Here is a 21,910-nt window from a genome sequence, read left to right as displayed (position 1 = left end):
TGTGTGGGGAAAGTGGGAAAACTACTTCGATGGCTGAACGGTCACGATGACTCGCTTGTAACGAGTCAACGGCGGCAATCCTTTGTCAGTGACTTTTAAGATGAAGTGCATCGTTTCTGTATCGCTCACCTCTGGAGCAACACGGTTCACTTGGTAGACGTTCTCGGGAAAGATTCCAAAGTCGACTTTGATGTCGGACGACGAACCCGCTTCGGGGTACTGCATCCAGGTGAAGCTCAAGCTGTCACCGTCCGGGTCCGTCGTTCCGCCGGCGTCGAGCCTGAATGCTTCGCCGGAATCAACGGTGAATGTTTCTGGATGAGAGAGCGCAGGGACGGGCGGATGGTTGGCGTCTTCGTAGCTTGATAGACACCAATCCATGCGAGCCGCGAAATCGTTCTGGAAATCGTCGCGCCATCGCCACAAGGTGACCCGATTGCCCGTGTGAGCCTCGTCGTCGGGACGTTCGCCACGCCCGTACTCGCGAAAAACGCGAGGTCGATACGTATCGTCGGCGTTCGTCCAAATCGTTCGTGTTTCTGGATTGATCGGAACGCCGCCCTGAACTTCGCGGCCGACTTGGATTTCTTCATCGGTTGGTTGGGACAGTTCATACCGTCCGCCCCACCCGCCCCAATCCGGCCGCTCGGGAACATTCAGTCCGTTGGGAATCAGGCCGAGATAGGCTGGCGTATCGCCTTCGACTCCCCAAGCGACGTCAGGGTAGGCGGCTCCGAGGGGACCGTGAGATTGCTGGATATTGGTGGCGAACCATTCGTTGCTAATCGTTGTATTGTCGATCCCGTCAATGACTTGATTGATTGCTCCCCAAGTCGAACGCTCGTAACGCCCAGGGCTGACGATGTATTGCAGATTGGGAAATTCGTTCCGCAACCAGATGCCCGAATCGTCTTGATCGGAAATCGTGTACACACGCAACTTCTTCACCAGCCGGACAGTTTGCTCCGGCGAACGTGTTTCGCGAATTCGGAACAATGCCTGAGCCAGCGTATTCGGGCCGCCCCAAACGGAGATCCATAGCGGTCGATCGTCATCTTTATCCAGCAGTTCGATGATGCGGCTCGACCCAGGCGAATCCTTGTCGTCGCCGACGCCCTTCATTCCGTAAAGTGGTAACCCTTCGGTAACCAGGTCGAGCAACGAATGGGCTGTGGGGAAGTCGGCCTCGTGCTTCAACAGGTTGAGTTGGATGTTGGCGTAAGCTTCGATGACGCGCCGAATGGACTCTGGCGCGATGCGATCTTTCTGGTGGACGGAAGTCGTGGCAACGATCGCTTCGATATCGATCAAGTTTGAGTACAACAGCAGACGGACGAGCGACTGAGTGTCATCGGGATCGGCTTCGATGTCGGTCAACACGACCATTCGCGCTTTCGGCGGCGATTCCGCACCGGCAAAGGCACACGGCAATGCAAAGGCGGCGGTAAGGAGGATTCTCAAAGCGATGTTCATTTGGTCTCCTCGGGTTGATTCCAACCATTGACTTCATCGAGCGACGGAAAGGATGTTTGCGTCCCGATGCGTGTCACCGAGATGGCAGCAACGATTGCCGCGCGGCTGGCAGCGTCGGACAAAGGCAAACCTTCGGCGAGCGAGACTGCCAATGCACCGGTGAAGGCATCGCCTGCGCCGGTCGTGTCGACCGCTTTGACCTGCGTCGCCGGAATTCGAGACATCCCAGAATGGTCGAGAGTCAGAACGCCCTCGCCGCCCATCGTCAGTGCAACCTGCCGAACGCCTCGCTGCATCAGTGTTTGGGCGGCCAAAACACAATCAGCTTCTGTCTCGACCGCTTTGCCCGTGATTGCGGCAATCTCCGTTTTGTTGGGAACGCATGCATCACTCAACGCGAGCAATTCATCTGTGACAAGCTTGGCTGGTGCCGGTGTAAGCATCGTCAGCACGTTGGCCGCACGAGCGATCTTGAACGCTTCGATCGCAGCCTCCACCGGCGTCTCCAACTGACAGATCACAACGTCGGCTGCTTCGATCGCTGTCTTGGCGGAGCGGACGTCATCCGCGCACAACTCCGCGTTGGCGCCCGCGACCACGATGATGCAATTCTCTGCCTCATCATCTACAAGAATGGCAGCCGTGCCAGTCGGTTGGTCTTTGGAGTGACGAATGAACTTGGTGTTGATACCGTCGTTCTTGTACGCATCAATGGCCTGAGTTGCGAAACCATCGTTCCCAACTCGAGCGACAAATGAAACGTCCGCACCGAGTCGCGCTGCAACGACAGCTTGGTTGGCACCTTTGCCACCCATTCCTTGATGCAACGAATGTCCCGCGAACGTTTCACCAGGAACGGGAAGCCGTGGCGTGCGGAAAGTGAGATCGACGTTGGCGGATCCGACGACGGTGATTTTCGGTCGAGTGGTTTGGGCGTTGTTCATGCTAGCGATCCCTTTGACTCATGCGGTCGACGGCAACGGCGGCAAGGATCACAAAGCCCTTGACCACTTGTTGCCAAAAAGGGGAAACGTTTAGCAGAAACAAACCGTTGTTCAACACACCGATGATCAGACAACCAAGAACCGTGCCCATCACGCTGCCTCGGCCGCCCGACAGCGATGTTCCACCGATTACGACGGCGGCGATGGAATCGAGTTCGTACCCCAATCCAGCGTTGGGTTGTGCCGAATCCAAGCGAGCCGTGACGATCAGTCCTGCCACGCCGGCCAGCAAGCCTCCGAGCGTGTACACAGCAATTTTGATCCGATCGACGGGCAAACCAGTCAACAAAGACGCCCTTTCGTTGCCACCCACGGCGTACACATGGCGTCCAAAGCGAGTTGTCCGTGTCAGAGCCACAAACACGCCGACCAATCCGCCGGTGATCCAGACGGGCACCGGGATTCCAAGAAGCACTCCCGTACCGATGTAACCGAACGATGAACCAAGCCCTGTGACCGGAAATCCCCCGGTCCACAGCATGGTCAATCCGCGAGCGATGCTGAACATGCCCAGAGTCGCCACAAACGGCGGCAGCTTGAATCGCGTCACCGCGACTCCGTTGAACAATCCCGCTGCGGATCCAACCAATAGCCCGGACACGATCGAACCTATAACGGTGAACTGCAGCTTCACGCCGAGCGGTTCAATCACGATACCGTTCTTCAGCAACCCAGCGGCGACGGCACCGGACAAAGCCAGGATCGCTCCGACGGACAAGTCGATTCCGCCGGTCAAGATGATCAAAGTCATCCCAATGGAAAGACTCAGGTTGACTGAAATTTGCCGCAGGATATTCAGCCCGTTGTCGGGCGTGAAGAAGCTATCGGATAACAAACTCATCGCGATCAGCATCACGGCCAATGCGATCAGCGACTGAAATTTCGCGAGGTGTTCTCGTTTGTTCTCTAACATGGAATCGACGTCCTTTTCGGCAGAGCGGCTTGCAGGATGGCCTCCTCGGTGGCCTCCGCCCGATCGAATTCTTGTGTCGCACGTCCTTCGCACATCACCAAAATCCGGTCCGAAACCGCCATCACTTCGGGCAGCTCCGACGAAACCATGATCACAGCCAATCCGTCCGTCGTCAGTTCATCAATCAAAGTGTAAATCTCGTTCTTCGCATGGATATCGATTCCTCGTGTGGGCTCGTCCAACATCAACACGGCGGGTCCGGTCGCCAACCATTTCGCCAAGATGACCTTCTGCTGATTCCCGCCACTCAAGTTGACAATTTTCTCTCGTAACGATGGCGTTTTCACGCGAAAACGTTCGACGAAGCGCCGAGTGTGCTCGCGTTCTTTCGCTCGGTCGATGAAGCCAAACTTCTCCGCCTGTTTCAGACTTGCAAGACTCGCGTTTTCAGCGACGCTCATCGACAGTACCAATCCGTCGTGCTTGCGATCCTCTGGGACCAGAGCCAAACCATGTGCAATCGCATCGGCGGGACATTTCAGGCGAACGCATTCGTCGTGAATGCTCACGTTTCCGCTCGAAGTCTTCGGATGCAAACCGAACAGACACTCCAGCAATTCGGTTCGACCGGCACCCATCAATCCAAAGATGCCGAGCACTTCCCCTTTGCAAACGTGCAAGTCAACTTCATTGACCAAGAAGTCCCCAGGGCGTGTCGGGTGCTTCAGCGAAATGTTGCCCGCGCTCAGTACCGGGTATTTGTTGGTGGATGATTCTTTGGAAAGAACCTTCACCTCTCGGCCGACCATCATGCGGACCATTTCGTCGTGACTCAACTCGCCGAACTCAGCTGTTCCGATCAAACAACCATCACGCATCACAACGATGTCGTCGGCGATCTGCTCGAGCTCTTCCAAACGATGTGTGATGTAGACAATCGCAACGCCTTGCTTCTTCAGGTCAGCGATGCAGCGAAACAAGACTTCCGTTTCGCGATCAGTGATCGCAGACGTGGGTTCGTCCATGATCAGGATGCGAACATTCCCCGCCAACGCTCGGGCGATCTCCACCAGTTGTTGTTGTCCAACGCGAAGTCGGCGTACGGGCGTCGTTGGTGAGACATCCAGTTCCAACCGTTTCAGCCACTGCGAGGCTTGCCGATTGAGTTCCGAATAGTCAATCAGCGTTTCGAATCGAAGTGGTTCGCGTCCGAGAAAGATGTTTTCAGCAACACTCAAGTCCGGCACCAAGCTCAACTCTTGGTGGATCATCGCGATTCCGTGATCGTGAGCATGCCGCGGACCGGTGAATTGGACCGGCTCGCGATCCACCAACAATTCTCCTTCATCGGGCGGTTGAACTCCCGCCAAGATTTTCATCAGCGTCGACTTGCCCGCACCATTTTCGCCGAGCAGCGCGGTCAAACGTCCTGACCTCAAATTCAAGTCAACTCCATCCAAGGCTTTCACGCCCGGAAAAAGCTTGGAAATCTTCTTGGCTTCGAGAACCAAATCACCGGAGACAGTCATTTTGCCTCCACGAAGAATGGGACCACTCGCAGAGGATTCAGATCCGTGGCTTCATCGCTGACTTGCGCGCAACCGGAGAATTCGATTTCGGTGCCTGACGTGGCAATGTCTCGCAACGTTGGCAGCACATCCGCTTCGATCCGCCGATTCAATTCCGTTGAAATCGAATTGAAGTCTTGTGTGTTTTGGAATTCATTGACATCCAACAAACCCGTCCCGTCTCGGACCGTGTTGCCGAACAGAATACCCGATTCCAAAACCACCTCCGCTTCATCTGATTGATCAGTGATTGCAAGCCCGACAGAGTTCTTTTCGACCGAGACAACTCGCCCGACACCGGTGACAGTCAAAAAATACGATTGACTCAAACCCACCTGCCGGCCGCGTGCTTGACGGACTTTGCCGGGGTTGGCTTGTATTTCATTGACCAACTCCAACGCATCGACCGCGTTTGCTTTCGACGCCAGCAATTTGTCGTTCCAGAACTGATCGACGAACACGATCGGATCGAACTTCGCCGCCGATGCTTTCGCAGACGCCTCGTTCGCATCATCCAGGGAAACGACGCGAAATAGTGGGAACAGGTACAAGAGCACCAAGATTCCAATTGCGACTGCGAAGCGGGAGATCCATATTTTTTGACGGGAAATCACTCGGAACCTTCTTCGTCAAAGTCACCAAACTTTGATGCATTCCCTTGGTGAACCAACTCAACGGCAACCGGTACCTTTTGCAAAAGGTCGTGGTCTCCCTTGAGATATCGATCGGCGTACTCCGCCGCGGTTTTCGCCATCAGCTTTGGAAACTGCATCCCCGTTGCGGTGATCTTTCCTTCGTGAATCATGGCGACCACATCATCGGCACCGTCAAAACCAAAGATTTTGACTTGCTCTGCTTTGTTGGCGGCTAGCAACGCTTGATAGGCCCCCATCGCCATTGCGTCGTTCCCGCAAAAGACAGCCTTGATGTCTGGGTTCGCTTGCAAAATGGCTTCCATGACTTCCAGCGCCTTAGCGCGATCAAAGTCTGCACTTTGTTGGGCAACCATTTTCAGATCGGGATAGCGATCGACCACACTGTGGAAACCGTCGGAGCGATTCCTCGTGTTGTTGTCCCCCACCAAACCGAGCAATTCTGCATATTCGCCGGACTCACCGACCTCTTTGACGAAGTGCTGTCCAATCGCGACGCAACCGGAATAGTTGTCCGACAGAATTTGCGAAGCCGCAACGTCCGTCGCGTTGATTTCTCGGTCCATGCAAAAGACCGGAACGCCAGCCTCTTTCGCTCGACGCACATTCGCGACCGAACCGTCCGCGTCGGTTGGATTGAAAAGGACAGCGGAATAGCCCGAAGCGATCACGTTGTCGAAATGGGCCGTCTCTTTCGCGGGGTCGTTCTGCGAGTCAAACACCACCGCGTCATATCCCAACTCAATCGCACTGTCGCGGGCTGACTCAGCGAGCACAACAAACCACGGGTTGTTTAGCGTCGAGACAATCACCGCAACCCTCTTGGGAGCATCGGAGTCAGCCGAACCATCAGCGTTTTTCGTTTCATTGCGACATCCACCGATCAGCAGTGCGAACACGCACAATAAACATTTCGCGAATCGGTTGGGTTGCTTGCCTGGGCTCATCGATGAAGTCTCACTGGAAGGTTGATGGGAATGATTGCGGTGTCAAAACACAACGCCGGATTTCAGGATCACGTTCGCATAGGGCGTGCATTCTCCTGTGCGAACAACCGCCTCACTGTCCTCTGTTCGTTGCTTGAATTCGACATGAGAAACCTCGGTGATCTTCGGTGCCATGAGATGAGCTTCGAAGAGTTTCATCATCTGCTCAAACAACAATTGGTTGCGGTCATGCATCTCACTAGCAATCACGATCTCCTCCACCTTCAGCTCGCTCAAGATTGCATCCAACGTTCGCAGGAAGGTCGGATAGCCGTCCTCGATTGCTAAATCAATCCGCTTCACACCCGAAGGGATCGGCAAACCAGCATCGCAAAGCGTGATCGATGCAGTATGCCCGAGCCGGCTGATTTCATAGCACAGCTCGCTGTTGAGTAATCGGGTGCGTTTCATGAAGTTCGCGAAAGATGGAGTGGGTTTGAAAGGTGGAGATGATGCAACAAACGCATTGCAGCGATGCGAAACCACACGACGAATCTCGTCGCGAACTTCGCAAGAAAGCAACGACAAAGGTTTGATTCAGCCGGCGAGGATTCGCGAAGTGACCTCAGCTTTTGTGCGGAATCACTTCGATTTTACAGCATTCATCAAAGTCAGTGACCGTTCCAAACTTGTCGACGAGTTCGTCCAGACTGAAGCGATGCGTGATCAAGGATGCAAAGTCGTAACGATTTGATTGCTGATGCAAAATGTTCAGCACGGGCCGCCAATCGGTTCCGCAGTGGAACACGGAATGAATGTGCAAGTTCTTGGAACTGATATGGCGCATGACATCCAAAGCGACTGGCTTGCCGAGGTCGACCCAGTTGCCGACTTCGATGACTGTGCCGCCCTTTCGAACCATTCGAAGTGCTTCAATGAACGCTTCGGGTTCGCCCGCCGATTCAATCACCAAGTCGGGGCCGACGCCTTCCGTCATCTCTTGGACCTGAGCGATCCGTTCGTCAGTCGAAACCTTTGATGCGTTGATCGTCACGTCTGCGTAAAGGTTCTTGGCTTTCTCCAAACGCAAATCAGACAAGTCAGTCGCGATTCGCAAACCGGCACCGTGAATGCTCGCCATGATCCCGTGAAGGATTCCGAGTGGACCGTTGCCGAGCACCGCGACGGAGCAACCAGGACCAAAGCCTTCGTTGACCGGAGCAAACGGGCCGGCGGCTCTTGCCAAACTGTGATACGCGACGGCCATCTCTTCCACGAATACGGCAACGTCAGTCGACATTTCGTCGGGGACTTTGAACAGGTGTGTGCCAGGCCGAATGAAGATGTACTCCGCAAACCCACCTCGCAAGTAAGGAAGCGTGTCCGCGTTGGGATGCAACCCGTAGGCTTGAATTTGGTTCAGGCACGTTGTGTTGTTGTAGTGTTTGCGGCAGTAGTAGCAATGCCCGCAATTGACCTCGACGGCGATCGCGACGCGGTCACCGACCTGCAAAACTTGCTTGTCGTAGTCCAAAACCTTCGCGGCGTTGTCGCCGATCTCGACGATCGTGCCGATCACTTCGTGACCACCAACGTATGGAAAGATCGACTTTCCGCGAATCTCGGATGCTTCGCCTTTGAAGATGTGCCGATCCGTCCCGCAGATTCCGGACATGTCGACTTTCAAGATGGCCGAGTCGTGATCCACCGTGGGATAGGGATAGGTCCGCATTTCGGTGGCACCAGGCGCTGTCATCGCAACGGCACGCACGGACTCGGGTTTCACTACGCTCATCAATGAGGTCCTAACTGATATCTGAAGAGGAGTACTTTATCGGGGGCGCGCCGATCGATTCCGCCAGCAGGTCGGATGATCGACGATCATGAAGTCGAATAGCTGAAAAGCGAAAATGGGCTCTCGTTGCAAATCAATTTCAGGATTAACAATACACCAGGAATTCGCACATTCTCCCTCGAAAGCTCGCCAGACTTGCACTATCCTTAGACTATGCAACATTTTGACACACAAAGACCTGAGTTCGCCCCCTACGGTTTCACCTGTGAACTGTGGGAACCGGTACCGATGCCGCGTCCGGACCGTCACGACGAGATCGAGATCAACTTTCTCGACTCTGGGTCACTGACGTATTTGATTGGTGGCAATCGGATCACGGTGGACGCGCACACTCTCACGCTGTTCTGGGCCGCGGTTCCGCATCAAATCGTCGAGTTTCGCGATGTGACGCACTACTACGTCATCACGATTCCATTCGGATGGTTCCTGCAATGGGGATTGCCCGAGAGCCTTCAAACGCAACTGATTTTGGGAAACGTGTTGTCAGGCGACTGTGATTCAACCACAGCGACTCGCGACAAGTTCCTGTTTCAACAGTGGCATTCGGACGTATCGAACGATGCGGAGAACACGCGTGAATTCGTGTTGCTCGAACTCAAAGCCAGGCTGCTGCGTTTGGCTCGATCGTACAGCAAGAATCCCGTGCTCTCGTCGGACGCACGAGACGCGAGCCTAAAAAACTCGTCACCGAACCTTGCCAAAGCCGAATTGATGGCGTGTCACATCGCTCGCAATTTCAAATCCCGATTGCAAATCAAGGACATCGCCGAATGCGTTGACCTTCATCCCGACTACGCATCGACTCTGTTTCGAAAGACATTTGGATTGACGCTGAATGGATTGATCACACGTCATCGCGTCGCCGAAGCTCAACGATTGCTGATCTCGAGCAACGACCAAATCATCGACATCGCATTCGCTGCCGGCTTTGATTCGCTGAGTCGGTTCAATCGCGCATTCAAAGAAGTCACCAGCATGACACCTCGCGGTTTCCGAAAGGAATGCCGTCTCAACAATCGATGACGCGGAGACTTCGCGTGGCGACAACCATTCGGCCAGTGCACTAGCCGTTTGGAGTTGGCCACGATTCCTTGAACAAAACCGTGGCTAAGAACAGAAACCGTGGCTAACGCCAAGCGGCTAGTTCTTGAATTCACTGTCTCGTTAGAGACTGGTGCTGCTTTTGAGGACGGGCACGAGCAACGCCATCACGACGGCGAGAACCAAAATCGCCATCACGAGCAACATGATCGGCTCGAGCAATCGCACGAACAAATCCAATCGCCGGAACGTTCGTTTTTCCAACGAATCAGCGATTTCGGGAAGCACTCGGTCGAGCGAGTTGCTTTCTTCGCCGACGCTGATCATTTCCACCACGGAGATGGGGAAATAGCCCGACTGACGAAGCGGTTTCGCGAGGCTTTCACCACTGCGGATGTTTTCGCTGGCGTCCGCGATGGATTGGCTGAGCAATCGATTGCCGGTTGCGGTCCGGCTGATGTCCAGCGATTTTAGAATGGGTACACCGTTGGCAAGCAGCGTTCCAAGCACGCGGCAGAACCGCGCAACGGAAAGGTTCATCAAAATGTCGCCGAGCACCGGCACCTTCAGCTTGATCTTGTCGAAGAGGTCTTGCCCTTTATCGGTTTGCAACTGTTGGCGGAAGAAGATGATCAGACCGATGGCCAGAACAATCAGGATCCATCCGTAACCTTGCAGGAAGTTGCTGAAACCGAGCAAGGCTTCCGTCATCGCAGGCATTTCGCCCTTTTGACGCAGCCGATCAAACAGCATGTCGAATTTGGGAACGAAGAACACCAACAATGCGGAGATGACAACGCTGCCGATCGTGAACAGAAAGACCGGGTAAGCCATCGCGCTGACGGTGCGTCCCTTCAAATCTTCTTGTAATTCGGTGAACACACCGACTCGGTCCAAAGCGTCTTCCAGGAACCCACCTTCGGTACCGGCGCGAACCATGTTCACCGCCATGTCACTGAAAACACCGGGATAGCGTCCCATCGTGTCGCCGATTGGTTCACCGTCTTCGACTCGACCGCGAATTTCGGCGAGAACTTCACCGAGCACGGGCGTGCTGGATTGTTCGCCGAGAATGGTCAACGAACGGATCATCGGCACGCCACTGCGAAGCAACGAAGCGAGTTGGCCGTAGAAGGTGGCCATGACCTGGCCTTTCACCTTCTTGCGTTTCTTGCCAAAGATCGACAAACCTGCTCCGGATGCTTGTTCCGCAATTTTGGTTGGGAACAAGTCTCGCCCGGTGAGCAACGACGTGGCTTCACGCTGCGACGCCGCTTCGAGCGATCCTTGAACGCTCTTTCCGGTCATGTCTCGGGCGGTGTATTGAAACGTTGGCATGGTTGTCGAACGGCGGGAAGCAGGCGGGCTTGATGGGGAGGGCGCTGGGAGCGTTTCTTAGGTTGGACTCGAAGAACGACGCGTTAAAGAGCTTCGCCCTTGGTGACGCGAAGGACTTCATCGACGCTGGTCACGCCAGCGACAACTTTGTCCCAGGCATCCATTCGAAGTGTTCTCATGCCTTCCTTGACCGCTTGGCGACGAATGTCCCAACTGCTGGCGCGGTTTTGAGCCATCTCGCGAATTTGTTCGCTGCTGACGAGAAGCTCGTAGATACCCAATCGCCCCGAGTAGCCAACGTTGCGGCATTCGCGACAGCCGACGCTACGATAGATTTCGCGACCGGCGATCTCTTCCCAAGGGAAATCCTTCGGCAGATCGTCTTGCTCAGGAATGAACGATTCCTTGCAATGTTGGCACAAACGGCGAAGCAGACGCTGAGCCATGACGGCTTCCACCGTGCCGGCGACCAAGAACGGTTCCACGCCCATGTCGACCATCCGCGTGAAAGCTCCGGCAGCATCGTTGGTGTGCAAAGTGCTGAAAACCATGTGACCGGTCAACGAAGCTTGCGTCGCATTCTCGGCGGTTTCCAAGTCACGAATTTCCCCGACCAGCACGATGTCTGGGTCGTGACGCAAGATACTTCGAAGCGATGCAGCGAAGGTCAGACCAATCTTCGAGTGGACCTGAATTTGGTTGATCCCATCGAGCTGATACTCGACCGGATCTTCGGTTGTGATGATCTTGTTTTCCGGGCTGCGGATTTCCAACAGACTGCTGTACAGCGTCGTCGTTTTACCACTACCGGTCGGACCGGTGACCAGCACAATTCCGTGCGGCAACTTGATCAGTTGACTGAATCGATCGTAGATCTCCTTGGACATGCCGAGTCCCTGCAGATCGAACACCATCGACGATTTGTCGAGGACACGCATGACCAGGCCTTCGCCGTGGATCATGGGGATCACGCTGAGACGAATGTCAACTTCGCGACCGTGCACGCGGAGTTTGATCCGACCGTCCTGCGGCAATCGCTTCTCAGCGATGTTCAGCCGAGCCATAATTTTCAGACGGCTGATGATGGCCGCTTGAAAACGGTTGATTTCAGGCGGCACCGGTTGCGGGTGCAAAATCCCGTCGATCCGATACCGAATCACCAGACCGTCGGATTGCGATTCGATGTGAATGTCACTGGCACGCGAATCAACGGCTTCGATCAAGATTTCATTGACCAGCCGAACGACCGAGGCTTCTTGAGCCATCTCGGACAATTCGCTGCCATCGGTCTCGATGCCGTCGAGCAGTTCGACTTCTTCGTCACCCGCAGCCGCGACCAATCCTTCGACGGTTTCACTGCCGACGCCGAGGTGCTTCTTTACCAAGCGACTGATTTCGGCACGCTCGGCGACGACCGGCACAACGGTTTTTCCCGTTGTTGCGCACGCTTCGTCGAGCGGGTACAGATCAAACGGGTCCGCGGTCGCAACCAGCAACGCGCCGTCATCCCAACCGATGGGGAACATGGAATGGCGATAGATCAGCTTTTGCGGGAACCCTTCGAGTGCCGACAGATCAATCTCGGACGTGCGAAGGTCGCGAAATTCCAGCCCAACCTCATCGGCGATCGCTGACAAGGCATCTCGCGCGGAGACGTATCCCAACGTGACCGCGTTGTCGACGACCGATTGAGGGTCGCCGTTGCGGCTTTGTTCCAATTGTTGGGACGTCAGCAATCCGCGTCGTTGCAGAATTTCACCAGCATGCATAATCATCGACCTCTTCCTCCGCCTCCGCCTGCTTGTCCGCCGCGACCACCGCGACCGGTATCTCCTCCACCGCGACCAGTTCCACCGCCACCGCGGCCTGTGTCGCCTCCGCCTCCACGTCCGCCAAAGCCACCTGGGGCTCCGCCACCGCCGCCGAATCGCGAACGGAAGAACTCAATTCGTCGCTGAACATCTTCAGCGGATGAGCCCGTTGGTGCGGAACTCGATGATCCAGTGCTGGAACCACCCGAGGTGGAAGTCGCCGTGGTGGCTTTCACACCAAGCATCGACTCGAGCGCCTGTTGTAACACTTCTGCGCGGACGCCGCCTGCGATCGGCATGACGACGGTCTGTTCCTCTTGTTCCATTCCCTGTTGATCCAGGATGGCGACCAGTTCTTCGACCTGTTGGAAATCTTGCGGAGTGGCCGTCACGACCAACGCGTTGCTGCGTTCATCAACCGCAACAATGATCTTTGTCGGCTCACTTTTAGGCGTTTCTGCTCCTCCGCCACCACCTCCACGTCCACCTCGGCCACCGCCCCGAAACGCGTTGATGATGTCTTCGGGGGAAGGTTGGCGACCACCGCCTCCACCTCCGCTGCTTTGCTCTTGGAACATTTTTTCTGCGAAGACAGCTTTGACGATCGCGGAAACGTCCGATGCTTCCTGATAGATCACCGGGATCAACCTGGGTTGAGGCACGGTGCGAACCAGTTCCGGACTTTCTTCTTGATCGATTTCGCGAATCACCAACCGGATGAATTCGAGATCCGCGGGGCTGGCCTGAATGATCAACGAGTTCAAGTGGCCATCGGCAACGATGTTGACACTGCCGCGACTGGTCAGAATGGAACGACTGCTGGAGACTTCCTCGCCGCCTCCGCCGCCCATACCAAGCAGGCCGCCGAGCATTCCGCCACCGAGTCCGCCCATCACGGATTCAGTCAGCGACCCCGACGATGATTCTGAACCACCGAGCACGCTTGCGATCAATTCGGACGCCACATCGGCTTTGATGTATTTCAAACGAAAGATGGTCGGCAAATCGTTCGCCATCCCCGAGGAAGTGCTGATGGAACTGAGCAATTGCTCAAACGCATCGAGTGCTTCGCTGTCTTTCGACGCGATCACCAGACCCGCGGGAGTCATCTGGACGACGATTTCAGCACCAGCGTGCGGATTCGCGGAACCGTCCTGCAGCAACTTTGGTCCAGCGGTCTCGACTTCCGAATCATCGGATGACGTTTCGGATTCAGCCGAGTCGTTGACGTCCGTCTCATCGAAGGCACGAACGAGATATTCGCCGTCCGCGTTGGAATCGCGTTGATTGAATGAGGCTTCTTGATCCAAGTCCCGTCGGAAAGGCTGACGAATCGGCTGCGCACCGCGTCCATCCTCCTGCAATTGATCGTCCTCATTCGAGGTTGGCACGATCACTCGCAATCGATTTTCACGACCGGTCATCGGCCACAAGCTTTCCAGTTGCCGAAGCGTTTGATCAGCGGAAGATCCTGTCATTGGTAGCACGCGAACGTTCTCGCCCAAGCCACCTGCCAAGGGATCGTTCTCGAGTTCGTCGATCAGTCGTTTGACCGTTTCGATTTGGGCCGACGTCCCTCGAACCCACAAGCGACCGGTTTCAGGATCACCATCGACGGTCGGACCTTGGCCACCGTCCTCGGTCACACCAAAGAACTTGTTGATCGTCAACAACGCATTGGCGGGTTCCAAGCGTCGAAGGTTAATGATCGCGAAATTGTCGCCATCGCCTTCCAGCTCAGCGATCGTTTCAGCGATCATTTGCTGTGTCTCTGGACGAGCCGAAGCGACGATGACGCCCCGCTTGGTATCCAGGGCGATTCTCGTTTCCGGTGTTCCGGCCAACATGGTTTGCAGAACATCGAACGCAGTTTGCATGTTCGCCGAAGCAACCGAGTGGGTCTTCAAAACGGGTGTGATGATCTCGACTTCTTCCGCGTCTTCGCTGCCGGGCATCGCCTTGTCGGCTTTGGTGAAGATGCTCTTCAGCAACGACAACTTGGCGGGGGATCCAGTCGCGAAAACTCGGTCACCGTAGAACGAGACCGAAATGCGTAGATCGTCGCCGAGGTTCACGCCCGGTTCTAGACCGACCAACGGACGAGCGACTTCGAGGATCTCTTCGGCGGCGCGGTGAACCAGCGAAATCTCAACGACGCTCGATTGAGCTTCTTCGGCGGCGGACAAAACCGTCTCAATTGTTCGCAGCTTGCCAACGGTCTCGGTCACGACGACTTGGCGAGCTCCCGCCAAGACATTGATACGCCCCCAAGGCCCAATGATTTGTGCCAATTCTTCGCGAGCTTCATCGGGTGAAAGTCCGCCCAATGGGAAGACACAGCGAACAATGTCGCTGTTGCCGCGTTGGTCGAATGTGTCCGGCGTGACCAACTCAGCCATCTCGCTGATCAGTTTTTCGGCGTTTTCAGCTTCCAAGTCGACGAGCAAGAGCATCCGTCCGCGACGAACCACCGCCCAACCACGATCGAGCAGCAAGCGGTTGATCAGATCCAAACCTTCGCCGATCGAATACGTTTGAGTCGGGTCGCTGAAGTTCACCGTTCCGGCCGGAGAGGCGTCCATTTGCAAGGACAAGTCAGCCTGTTCGGAGAACCAACGAAGAACGTCGCCCCAGGGGGCGCCCGAGAAATTGAATCGCAGTTCTTTGTCGACGTTCGGGACCGTTGTGGACTCGGCGGGCTCACTCGATGCCGCGTTTTCAGGCGATGGCGCATCCTGGGCCGCGGCGTATTGCGATCCGGCCGTCAGGACCATCAATCCGGCAAACGCGGCACCACAAAACGCCATTCTGGCGCGTCGAGCTCTGCCTCGATCGTTGGGAAGATGGAAATCCTCCGCCTGAACGGGGTTGCACCCTTGATTTGACGAAGCGTTCGCGGCTTGCATCGCGTTGGAGACAGTTCGATTCATTTCGATAGATAAGATGTGGGACCGAGCTGGGCGAAGTGAAAATCGTTTGCCTGGACTCGGAGGCCAGGATAGTTGCCAGAAAAGCGATCGGACGAGCAAATGGTCTCGTTCCGTATCGAACTAACCCTTCCTGGCCACAAAAGTTCCGACTGGGAGCGTTCCTGATTGACCGAATCAGCTGATTGTCCCAATCATTCCGGCTCGGATCCCTCACTTGGCCGGGAACCAGGGGCAGTTTGGGTTTGCCAAGATCACAAACCTGCTATGCTGGCAGCCTGCCTTTTGTGGCCCCAATCCATCCGAACTGACACCATCTAGCAGCATGCTGACCAAGCAAAAGAAACTGATCCTTTCCGAATTCCAACGCGACATGATGCGGGCCGCTGGCCAGGCAAACGCGACGCTCTTGGACTACATTCGGCCGCATGTGAAACCGGGGATCACGACGGGGAAAATCGACCAGATGATCCATGACTGGACCTATGGTCACGGTTATCGCGCCGCGACGCTTGGATATCAAAAGTATCCCAAGAGTTGTTGCACGAGCGTCAACGAAGTCATCTGCCACGGCATTCCGGATGACTACGAGCTACAAGATGGTGACATCATCAACGTCGACATCACCACGGTGGTCGATGGATGGCACGGCGATCAAAGCGAAACGTTCCTCCTGGGCGAAGTCAGCGAAGAGAAACGAGCGGTCACGCAGTGTGCGTTCGACTGCATGCACTTGGCCATCGACGCTTTGACTCCCGGTTGCCGCGTCGCGACGATCGGTGAGGCCGTTGTTCCGGAAGCGGAAGGCCGCGGATTCTCGGTCGTTCGTGAATACGTTGGGCACGGGCTTGGGAAACAGTTCCACTTGGACCCATCGATCCCTCACTTCCCGAATCGCCAGAGCCGGATCGATCGTCTGTTCCCGGGCATGTGTTTCACGATCGAGCCCATGATCAACGCGGGCTCACGTTACGCCCAGTGCGACAAGGCTGACGGATGGACAGTCCGCACACGCGACGGACGTCCGTCGGCTCAATTCGAACACTCAATCCTCATGACAGAGACTGGCCCGGAGATTCTCACGAAGACCCAGGACGGTCCTCAAAAGGGACACCAGTTCTAAGAGATTGGTGTTTCCGAGCGGTTGGCTCGCAAGCGATCGGCGCTTGAGCGATTGATTCAGACCGCATCGGCAGTCACGCGGACTCTCAACGAATCGTTGCGAGTTTCGGCTTCCGCGCGCAGACCGAGGCTAGTTCTCGTCCGCTGTTTGTGATGGCGGTTCGAATGCGAACTCTTGCCACTTGATCGCTTTGTCCATCGGGACAATCTGCAGAATCAAGAACCCATTTTGGTACAGCCGCACCGTTCCGGTGGACTGGCTGACCACAACCGAGACCGCTTTGGTCTTTCGAGTGATCGCGGCGGCGGCCCAGTGTCGCGAACCGAGACCCTTGGTCATCTTGAGGTCTTCGTGCGAAACCTCCAGCATCTGGCGACTGCGTTCGATGATGCCTTCCGAGGTGACCACAAACGCTCCGTCGAGCTGGGCGATTTCCTTCGCATCTTCTTGAACCTTGGGATCCAAGATGTTGCGGTGTTTTTTGTTGTACCCGCGAAACGGGTCCGCACCGCTGTCGCTGGCGTGATCGAGGACCCGACGTGTGTCACCGACGACGAACATCGTTCCGACAGCTTTACCCTCACGGCCTTCTCGACCGATCTGCGATGCCAAATCGACGACCGCTTTGATCGTTTTCAGGGGCACGCTGCTCTCGAGCGTCTGCAGGTCGCGAACGGTGAATCTTCGCATCCGCTCGTCTAGCTGCAGGTGACTGATCGAATCCAGACGCCCTTGTTGAAAGCCACTGTAGACCGCAACCACTTCGCCGTTCGTCTTGATCAGTTCATCTGCGGCGGCTTCCAACAAAGCTTCCTGCAATCGTTCCAGCAGTGGAGCTTTCTCTTTGTTCAATGCCAGCGGTTTCAAACCCGCCTCGGCGGCACCGTCCAAATCCTCGATCGTGTCGACGGCGACGATGACCACGTTGTCGTTGGATTCGGTCAGCTCTGAAATTCGCTTCCAATCGGTGCTGCCATCGAGCAACAGTAGCAACGCGTCAGCATTCCGGTCGGCTCGAAGCGCAACAGCAGCCGAAATCATGGCGGCATTCTGTTTGGTCAAACGTTGCGTGGCCATCGAGTCTTAAGCAGCTCCGGATTCAATATGGTCGACCAGGGGGAACGATCATTGCTTCCCTACTTTAGTCCAACCGTGTCTTCATCCAAAGAGGACCGGGACCCCTTGAGGCCCGTTTTAGCCCGACTTTTGCAACATTTTTGCTCGTGGACCAAAGGTGCATTCAGCGATGCTGCTACGCGAATTCAATCGCCGAGTCGCGTGCTGCGTCGCCTTGAGTCGCCTCAGCCGATTCACTGTGTTCAATCAAACCACACTGTTTCAACACGATCGTCATATGAGCGTCGTGACGGCGGCTGACCTTCAACAACACGACCGCATCGTCGTCCGACTCAGCGTGAATCGAATGAGTCAACCAACCTCGAACCAGCTTTGGTGACGAACCACATTGCAACACGTGCCCATCTCCGCTCAATCCCCAAGACAGCGGCGACCAAGGCGTGGCAGGCGTCAGCAACCAACCATCGTCGCCACGCCGTAAACGCAAGCAACTCTTGGCGGGAAAGGGACCCACGGCGTTTTGAGCGAACACGATCACACCGCGTGGATCGGGTGTCGCGAAACCAGGCCAAAGGCGAGCCAAAACGGGATCGAGCAACATCGTTCGGTAGAACTTGACCCGGCGACCAGCCCAGCGAAAAATCAATGCAGCAACAAACAGAATCGCGAAATTGAAGACCGTCGCAAGCGTTGGACTGAAGGCATACACGGCCATCAAAGCCGCACAAAGTGATTTGTTGCAAACCTCAAAGATTGCGTCGACCGTCGGAAACGGTGTCAACCAAACGAGAAACTCGAAGAAGAATTTGACGCTGTTGATCACCAACATGTTGACCGCCATCGCTATCAGCAACAGCGTGTTGGCGGTGAAGCTGAAGATCCCCGCCGTGTACACCGGCACCGCTTCCGCTGCCAACTGAGCCTCGTCGGTGCCAACCGAATCCGCCGTCATCGAAGCGGTGATCTTGATCGCCAGCAGAATCACGATCACCGAATACGCCTCCAGCTGATCCATCGCCTGGGCAAACGGTTTGCTGACCTTTGACAACCTGGGGACGCTGGTCAGAACGGCCAGCACGGCAAAGATCGCAAACAGAGGAACGCTTCTTAGCGGGCCTGATGATCCAAGCAATGCGTTGTCGGTGATCCAATCCGGTCCCCACAAGGAAAGTCCCGACAGACAAGCGACGCCGAAGAAGGGCGACAAAGCCAAAGGAGCAAGCGGTCCCATCCAGTCCGCCAGGTTCAATTGGTCCGCCCAAGCCGTCGCTGCCGCGATGTCTCGCGTGTCGAAGTCGCCTTCGAGAGCGTCGGGAACATCGTCTGGACTCACGGCCGACTGAGTTCGAACGGGCGACGCTGTCTCCGGATTCGATTGCGTGGATCCACCGGTTGGCTCGGCGGGCAGATTCCCTTGGCCGGTCGCTTGGACTGCCAGCCCCATGAACAGCACCATGGCCAGAGTCGTCTTTGCAATCCAATTCATCTCATTCCCTTCGGACTTCTCAATCAAACCGTGGGCTGGTAGCGTTTCGCATCATGAACAACGACGAAGTGAAACCTCAGCACCTCTATTTGACCGGCTACCGCGGGTGCGGCAAAAGTACGCTTGCGAAACTTTTAGCGCAAAGGCTGTCGCTGCCAGTCGTCGACTTGGACGATGTGATCGAATCGACCGCAGGAAAATCAATCACCGAGATCTTCGCAGACGAATCCGAATCCGGTTTTCGCGACCGAGAAGAATCGGCTTTGGTGGAAGTCTCCAAGCGACCAACGCATGTGATCGCACTCGGTGGAGGCGCGATCCTTCGAGAATCGAATCGCAATCGGATCGCTGAATCCGGATGGTGCGTTTGGTTGGATGCGGAACCAGATGTCTTGGTCGCGCGATTGGCCGGCGATGAGACCACCGCCGATCGAAGGCCTTCGCTGACGGATCAATCGGTTTTCGATGAAGTCAAAACGGTGATGAGTAAACGCGAACCGCTCTATCGTGCCTCATCCGATCTGCGTGTCGACACGAGTCACCGCACCATGGACGAGATCGTCGAGGAAGTCTTGAAGGCGTGCCCGCCGAGCATCGGACGAGCCCCGAACTAGACCCAGATCGACGGTCTTGGAAGACCATCGTACGAGGCGGGCTTGTACGATGGTCTTCCAAGACCGTCGCTGGAGCGTGGATTCGACGGGTTTGGGAACCCATCCTACGGTCTAGACGTCGATTTCGCTGGCGTCTTCGGCGCGGTCCATGATGAATCGGAAACGAGCCGATGCGTCGCGGCCCATCAAATCGCTGATGGTGCGATCGGTTTCCAAGTGGTCATCGATCTCAACCTTCAGCAGCGTCCGATTGGTTGGATCGAGCGTCGTGTTCCAAAGCACCTTAGGCATCATCTCGCCCAAACCTTTGAAGCGGGTGATCTCAGGGTTCGCACGCCCAGTGTGCTTCGCCAAGATCCGTTCGCGATCTTCTTCGTCCGCTGCCCAGAACGTTTCTTTGCCGATGTCGATCCGGTACAGCGGCGGTACGGCGATGAACAACCGCCCATCCGCAATCAGCGCTGGCATATGCCGGTAAAAAAACGTCAGCAGAAGCGTGGTGATGTGGTGACCATCGCTGTCCGCATCGGCCAACAAGATGATCCGGTCGTAACGCAAATTCGCCAAGTTGATTGACGGTCCAATGCCGCAGCCCAGCGACGCGATCATGTCCTGGATTTCTTTGTTGTCGAGAATCTTCTTCAGCGTGGCGGATTCGGTGTTCAGAACCTTTCCGCGCAGAGGAAGGATCGCTTGGCAATTTCGATCGCGTCCTTGCTTGGCACTCCCGCCGGCCGAGTCACCTTCGACGATGAACAGTTCCGACTTGCCTTTGCCACCGGACACGCAATCCGACAACTTGCCGGGCAGCAACGTGCGCTTCGAGCCACCTTTTCGCGAAACGGCTTCGCTGGCGGCACGCGATGCGGCGCGAGCTCGCGCGGCGGCGACAATTCTCGCGATCACCGCATCGGCAACCGAGGGATTGTTGTTCAGCCACTGCTCCATCGCACTCCGAACGCCCGACTCGACCAACCCGTGAGCTTCGGAGTTGTTCAGCCGATCTTTCGTTTGACCCTGAAACTGAGGTTCGGCGACAAAGATCGAAACGATCGCGATCAATCCTTCGCGAATATCCTCGTGAGTGATTTTGACCCCGCGAGGCGTCAGGCTGTGAGTGTCGATGTGGTTTCGAACGGCTTTGACCACACCGCCTCGGAACCCATTTTCGTGTGTGCCGCCGCTGCCCGTTGGAATCCCGTTGACGTAGCTGCGGACGTGTTCATCGGTCGATTCGGTCCACTGGAGCGTAACCTCCACGCGGTCCTCATCATCGACTCGGTAGGTGAACGGCGACTCGTGAATCGTGCGAGCTTCGCGTTCCTTGACGACTTTTCCGAGGTAGTCAACGATCCCGTTCTCATGCAAAAACGTGTCGCGGGTTTTCGCGACTTCATCGACGTAGGTGACCTTCACACCGCGATGCAAGAAGCTGGCCGTTTCCAAACGCTGCTTGATCGTTTCGCCGTTGAACGTCGTGCGTGGAAAGATCGTTGGATCAGGCGTGAACGTGATCGCGGTGCCAGTTCCGCGAACGGTGCCGCGAAGTTTTTGCAACTTTGAAGTTGCATGACCACGGCTGAACGCCATTCGATATTGGGCCCCGTTGCGTTTGACAACGGCGACGAGTTCTTTGCTGAGTGCGTTGACGACCGACGCACCGACACCGTGCAAACCGCCGGACGTTTTGTAGTTGTCACCTTCAAATTTGCCGCCGGCGTGCAGCACCGTCAGCACCATCTCCAATGCAGACTTTTTCGTCTTGGGATGCTTGTCGACGGGAATGCCACGACCATTGTCGCTGACCGAGACCGTTTCACCGTCCTTGTGCAACGTGACCGTGATCTCGGACGCATGACCGTTCATCGCCTCGTCGACTGAGTTGTCGACAATTTCCCAAATCAAGTGATGCAAACCGGCGGAGCCAACACCACCGATGTACATGCCGGGACGCTTGCGGACAGGCTCGAGGCCTTCCAGCGCGGTGATGTTTTTGGCGTTGTATTCTTTCGGTGCAACGGACATGGAGAGAAGACGTTGGAAGTCGAAGGATGAATTGGATGAGTGCGTTCGTGCGATTTGCCCAAGCGGCGTTCACTTG

At 55.8% G+C, this 21,910-nt stretch carries 17 protein-coding genes; 3 read left to right on the top strand and 14 right to left on the bottom strand.

What is annotated here, in order from left to right; genetic code table 11:
* Positions 1-21: 21 nt before the first annotated feature.
* From CEE69_RS24445 to CEE69_RS24410, 8 genes are all read right to left on the bottom strand, one after another.
* A complete protein-coding gene (locus CEE69_RS24445) occupies positions 22-1,473 on the bottom strand; it encodes a DUF1593 domain-containing protein (RefSeq protein ID WP_099263228.1) in 1,452 nt (483 codons plus the stop codon).
* Positions 1,470-2,417, bottom strand: coding sequence for a ribokinase (rbsK, locus tag CEE69_RS24440; protein ID WP_099263227.1), 948 nt, complete (start codon positions 2,415-2,417; stop codon positions 1,470-1,472). Before rbsK ends, CEE69_RS24445 begins: the two co-directional genes overlap by 4 nt.
* A 1-nt stretch (position 2,418) precedes the next feature.
* Positions 2,419-3,390: an ABC transporter permease gene (locus tag CEE69_RS24435; RefSeq protein ID WP_099263226.1), complete on the bottom strand. Its 972-nt coding sequence runs from the start codon at positions 3,388-3,390 to the stop codon at positions 2,419-2,421.
* The gene (locus tag CEE69_RS24430) at positions 3,384-4,919 is read right to left on the bottom strand and encodes a sugar ABC transporter ATP-binding protein (protein ID WP_099263225.1); all 1,536 of its coding nucleotides are present in this window, start codon (positions 4,917-4,919) and stop codon (positions 3,384-3,386) included. The genes CEE69_RS24435 and CEE69_RS24430 overlap by 7 nt, the downstream gene beginning before the upstream one ends.
* Positions 4,916-5,515, bottom strand: a complete 600-nt coding sequence (locus CEE69_RS24425; protein WP_233215594.1) for a DUF2291 family protein — start codon at positions 5,513-5,515, stop codon at positions 4,916-4,918. The genes CEE69_RS24430 and CEE69_RS24425 overlap by 4 nt, the downstream gene beginning before the upstream one ends.
* 53 nt (positions 5,516-5,568) lie before the next feature.
* Positions 5,569-6,558, bottom strand: a complete 990-nt coding sequence (locus CEE69_RS24420) for a D-ribose ABC transporter substrate-binding protein (protein WP_099263223.1) — start codon at positions 6,556-6,558, stop codon at positions 5,569-5,571.
* A gap of 42 nt (positions 6,559-6,600) precedes the next feature.
* Positions 6,601-7,008, bottom strand: coding sequence for a D-ribose pyranase (rbsD, locus tag CEE69_RS24415; protein WP_099263258.1), 408 nt, complete (start codon positions 7,006-7,008; stop codon positions 6,601-6,603).
* A gap of 154 nt (positions 7,009-7,162) precedes the next feature.
* Positions 7,163-8,332 carry a zinc-dependent alcohol dehydrogenase gene (locus tag CEE69_RS24410; protein WP_099263222.1) on the bottom strand — a complete coding sequence of 390 codons (1,170 nt, stop codon included), beginning with the start codon at positions 8,330-8,332 and terminating at the stop codon, positions 7,163-7,165.
* 288 nt (positions 8,333-8,620) lie between these two features.
* On the opposite strand from CEE69_RS24410, the gene CEE69_RS24405 reads away from it, so the two are divergent.
* Positions 8,621-9,415 carry a helix-turn-helix domain-containing protein gene (locus CEE69_RS24405; protein WP_233215593.1) on the top strand — a complete coding sequence of 265 codons (795 nt, stop codon included), beginning with the start codon at positions 8,621-8,623 and terminating at the stop codon, positions 9,413-9,415.
* Between the two features lie 141 nt (positions 9,416-9,556).
* Here CEE69_RS24405 and CEE69_RS24400 read toward each other — a convergent pair whose 3' ends face one another.
* From CEE69_RS24400 to CEE69_RS24390, 3 genes are all read right to left on the bottom strand, one after another.
* On the bottom strand, positions 9,557-10,771 hold the full coding sequence (locus CEE69_RS24400; RefSeq protein ID WP_008669271.1) for a type II secretion system F family protein: 1,215 nt from the start codon (positions 10,769-10,771) through the stop codon (positions 9,557-9,559).
* Between the two features lie 83 nt (positions 10,772-10,854).
* Positions 10,855-12,546: a GspE/PulE family protein gene (locus tag CEE69_RS24395; protein ID WP_099263220.1), complete on the bottom strand. Its 1,692-nt coding sequence runs from the start codon at positions 12,544-12,546 to the stop codon at positions 10,855-10,857.
* Positions 12,543-15,512, bottom strand: coding sequence for a secretin N-terminal domain-containing protein (locus CEE69_RS24390; protein ID WP_099263219.1), 2,970 nt, complete (start codon positions 15,510-15,512; stop codon positions 12,543-12,545). The genes CEE69_RS24395 and CEE69_RS24390 overlap by 4 nt, the downstream gene beginning before the upstream one ends.
* A gap of 322 nt (positions 15,513-15,834) precedes the next feature.
* On the opposite strand from CEE69_RS24390, the gene map reads away from it, so the two are divergent.
* Entirely contained in the window at positions 15,835-16,632 is a 798-nt protein-coding gene (gene map / locus CEE69_RS24385) for a type I methionyl aminopeptidase (protein WP_099263218.1), read from the top strand.
* 129 nt (positions 16,633-16,761) lie between these two features.
* Here map and CEE69_RS24380 read toward each other — a convergent pair whose 3' ends face one another.
* Together CEE69_RS24380 and CEE69_RS24375 are read right to left on the bottom strand one after the other, a co-directional pair.
* A complete protein-coding gene (locus CEE69_RS24380; protein ID WP_233215592.1) occupies positions 16,762-17,673 on the bottom strand; it encodes a DNA integrity scanning protein DisA nucleotide-binding domain protein in 912 nt (303 codons plus the stop codon).
* Positions 17,674-17,884: 211 nt separating this feature from the next.
* Complete coding sequence (locus CEE69_RS24375; protein ID WP_233215591.1) at positions 17,885-19,195, bottom strand: hypothetical protein; 1,311 nt, start codon at positions 19,193-19,195, stop codon at positions 17,885-17,887.
* 53 nt (positions 19,196-19,248) lie between these two features.
* Here CEE69_RS24375 and CEE69_RS24370 point away from each other — a divergent pair, with 53 nt between their 5' ends.
* Complete coding sequence (locus tag CEE69_RS24370; protein WP_099263215.1) at positions 19,249-19,809, top strand: shikimate kinase; 561 nt, start codon at positions 19,249-19,251, stop codon at positions 19,807-19,809.
* Positions 19,810-19,920: 111 nt separating this feature from the next.
* Here CEE69_RS24370 and CEE69_RS24365 read toward each other — a convergent pair whose 3' ends face one another.
* A complete protein-coding gene (locus tag CEE69_RS24365; RefSeq protein WP_099263214.1) occupies positions 19,921-21,834 on the bottom strand; it encodes a DNA gyrase/topoisomerase IV subunit B in 1,914 nt (637 codons plus the stop codon).
* Between the last annotated feature and the right edge of the window lie 76 nt (positions 21,835-21,910).

The sequence above is a fragment of the Rhodopirellula bahusiensis genome, assembly GCF_002727185.1.
Lineage (GTDB): Bacteria > Planctomycetota > Planctomycetia > Pirellulales > Pirellulaceae > Rhodopirellula > Rhodopirellula bahusiensis.
This window is presented reverse-complemented; position numbering and strand designations above follow the sequence as displayed.

Coding starts and splice junctions, on each gene's coding strand:
- CEE69_RS24405 (WP_233215593.1), top strand. CDS start 8,621: ATGCCGCGTCCGGACCGTCACGACGAGATCGAGATCAACTTTCTCGAC.
- CEE69_RS24445 (WP_099263228.1), bottom strand. CDS start 1,473: ATGAACATCGCTTTGAGAATCCTCCTTACCGCCGCCTTTGCATTGCCG.
- CEE69_RS24375 (WP_233215591.1), bottom strand. CDS start 19,195: ATGAATTGGATTGCAAAGACGACTCTGGCCATGGTGCTGTTCATGGGG.
- CEE69_RS24395 (WP_099263220.1), bottom strand. CDS start 12,546: ATGATTATGCATGCTGGTGAAATTCTGCAACGACGCGGATTGCTGACG.
- CEE69_RS24420 (WP_099263223.1), bottom strand. CDS start 6,558: ATGAGCCCAGGCAAGCAACCCAACCGATTCGCGAAATGTTTATTGTGC.
- rbsK (WP_099263227.1), bottom strand. CDS start 2,417: ATGAACAACGCCCAAACCACTCGACCGAAAATCACCGTCGTCGGATCC.
- CEE69_RS24435 (WP_099263226.1), bottom strand. CDS start 3,390: ATGTTAGAGAACAAACGAGAACACCTCGCGAAATTTCAGTCGCTGATC.
- rbsD (WP_099263258.1), bottom strand. CDS start 7,008: ATGAAACGCACCCGATTACTCAACAGCGAGCTGTGCTATGAAATCAGC.
- CEE69_RS24430 (WP_099263225.1), bottom strand. CDS start 4,919: ATGACTGTCTCCGGTGATTTGGTTCTCGAAGCCAAGAAGATTTCCAAG.
- CEE69_RS24390 (WP_099263219.1), bottom strand. CDS start 15,512: ATGAATCGAACTGTCTCCAACGCGATGCAAGCCGCGAACGCTTCGTCA.
- CEE69_RS24370 (WP_099263215.1), top strand. CDS start 19,249: ATGAACAACGACGAAGTGAAACCTCAGCACCTCTATTTGACCGGCTAC.
- CEE69_RS24380 (WP_233215592.1), bottom strand. CDS start 17,673: ATGATTTCGGCTGCTGTTGCGCTTCGAGCCGACCGGAATGCTGACGCG.
- CEE69_RS24365 (WP_099263214.1), bottom strand. CDS start 21,834: ATGTCCGTTGCACCGAAAGAATACAACGCCAAAAACATCACCGCGCTG.
- CEE69_RS24410 (WP_099263222.1), bottom strand. CDS start 8,332: ATGAGCGTAGTGAAACCCGAGTCCGTGCGTGCCGTTGCGATGACAGCG.
- CEE69_RS24400 (WP_008669271.1), bottom strand. CDS start 10,771: ATGCCAACGTTTCAATACACCGCCCGAGACATGACCGGAAAGAGCGTT.
- map (WP_099263218.1), top strand. CDS start 15,835: ATGCTGACCAAGCAAAAGAAACTGATCCTTTCCGAATTCCAACGCGAC.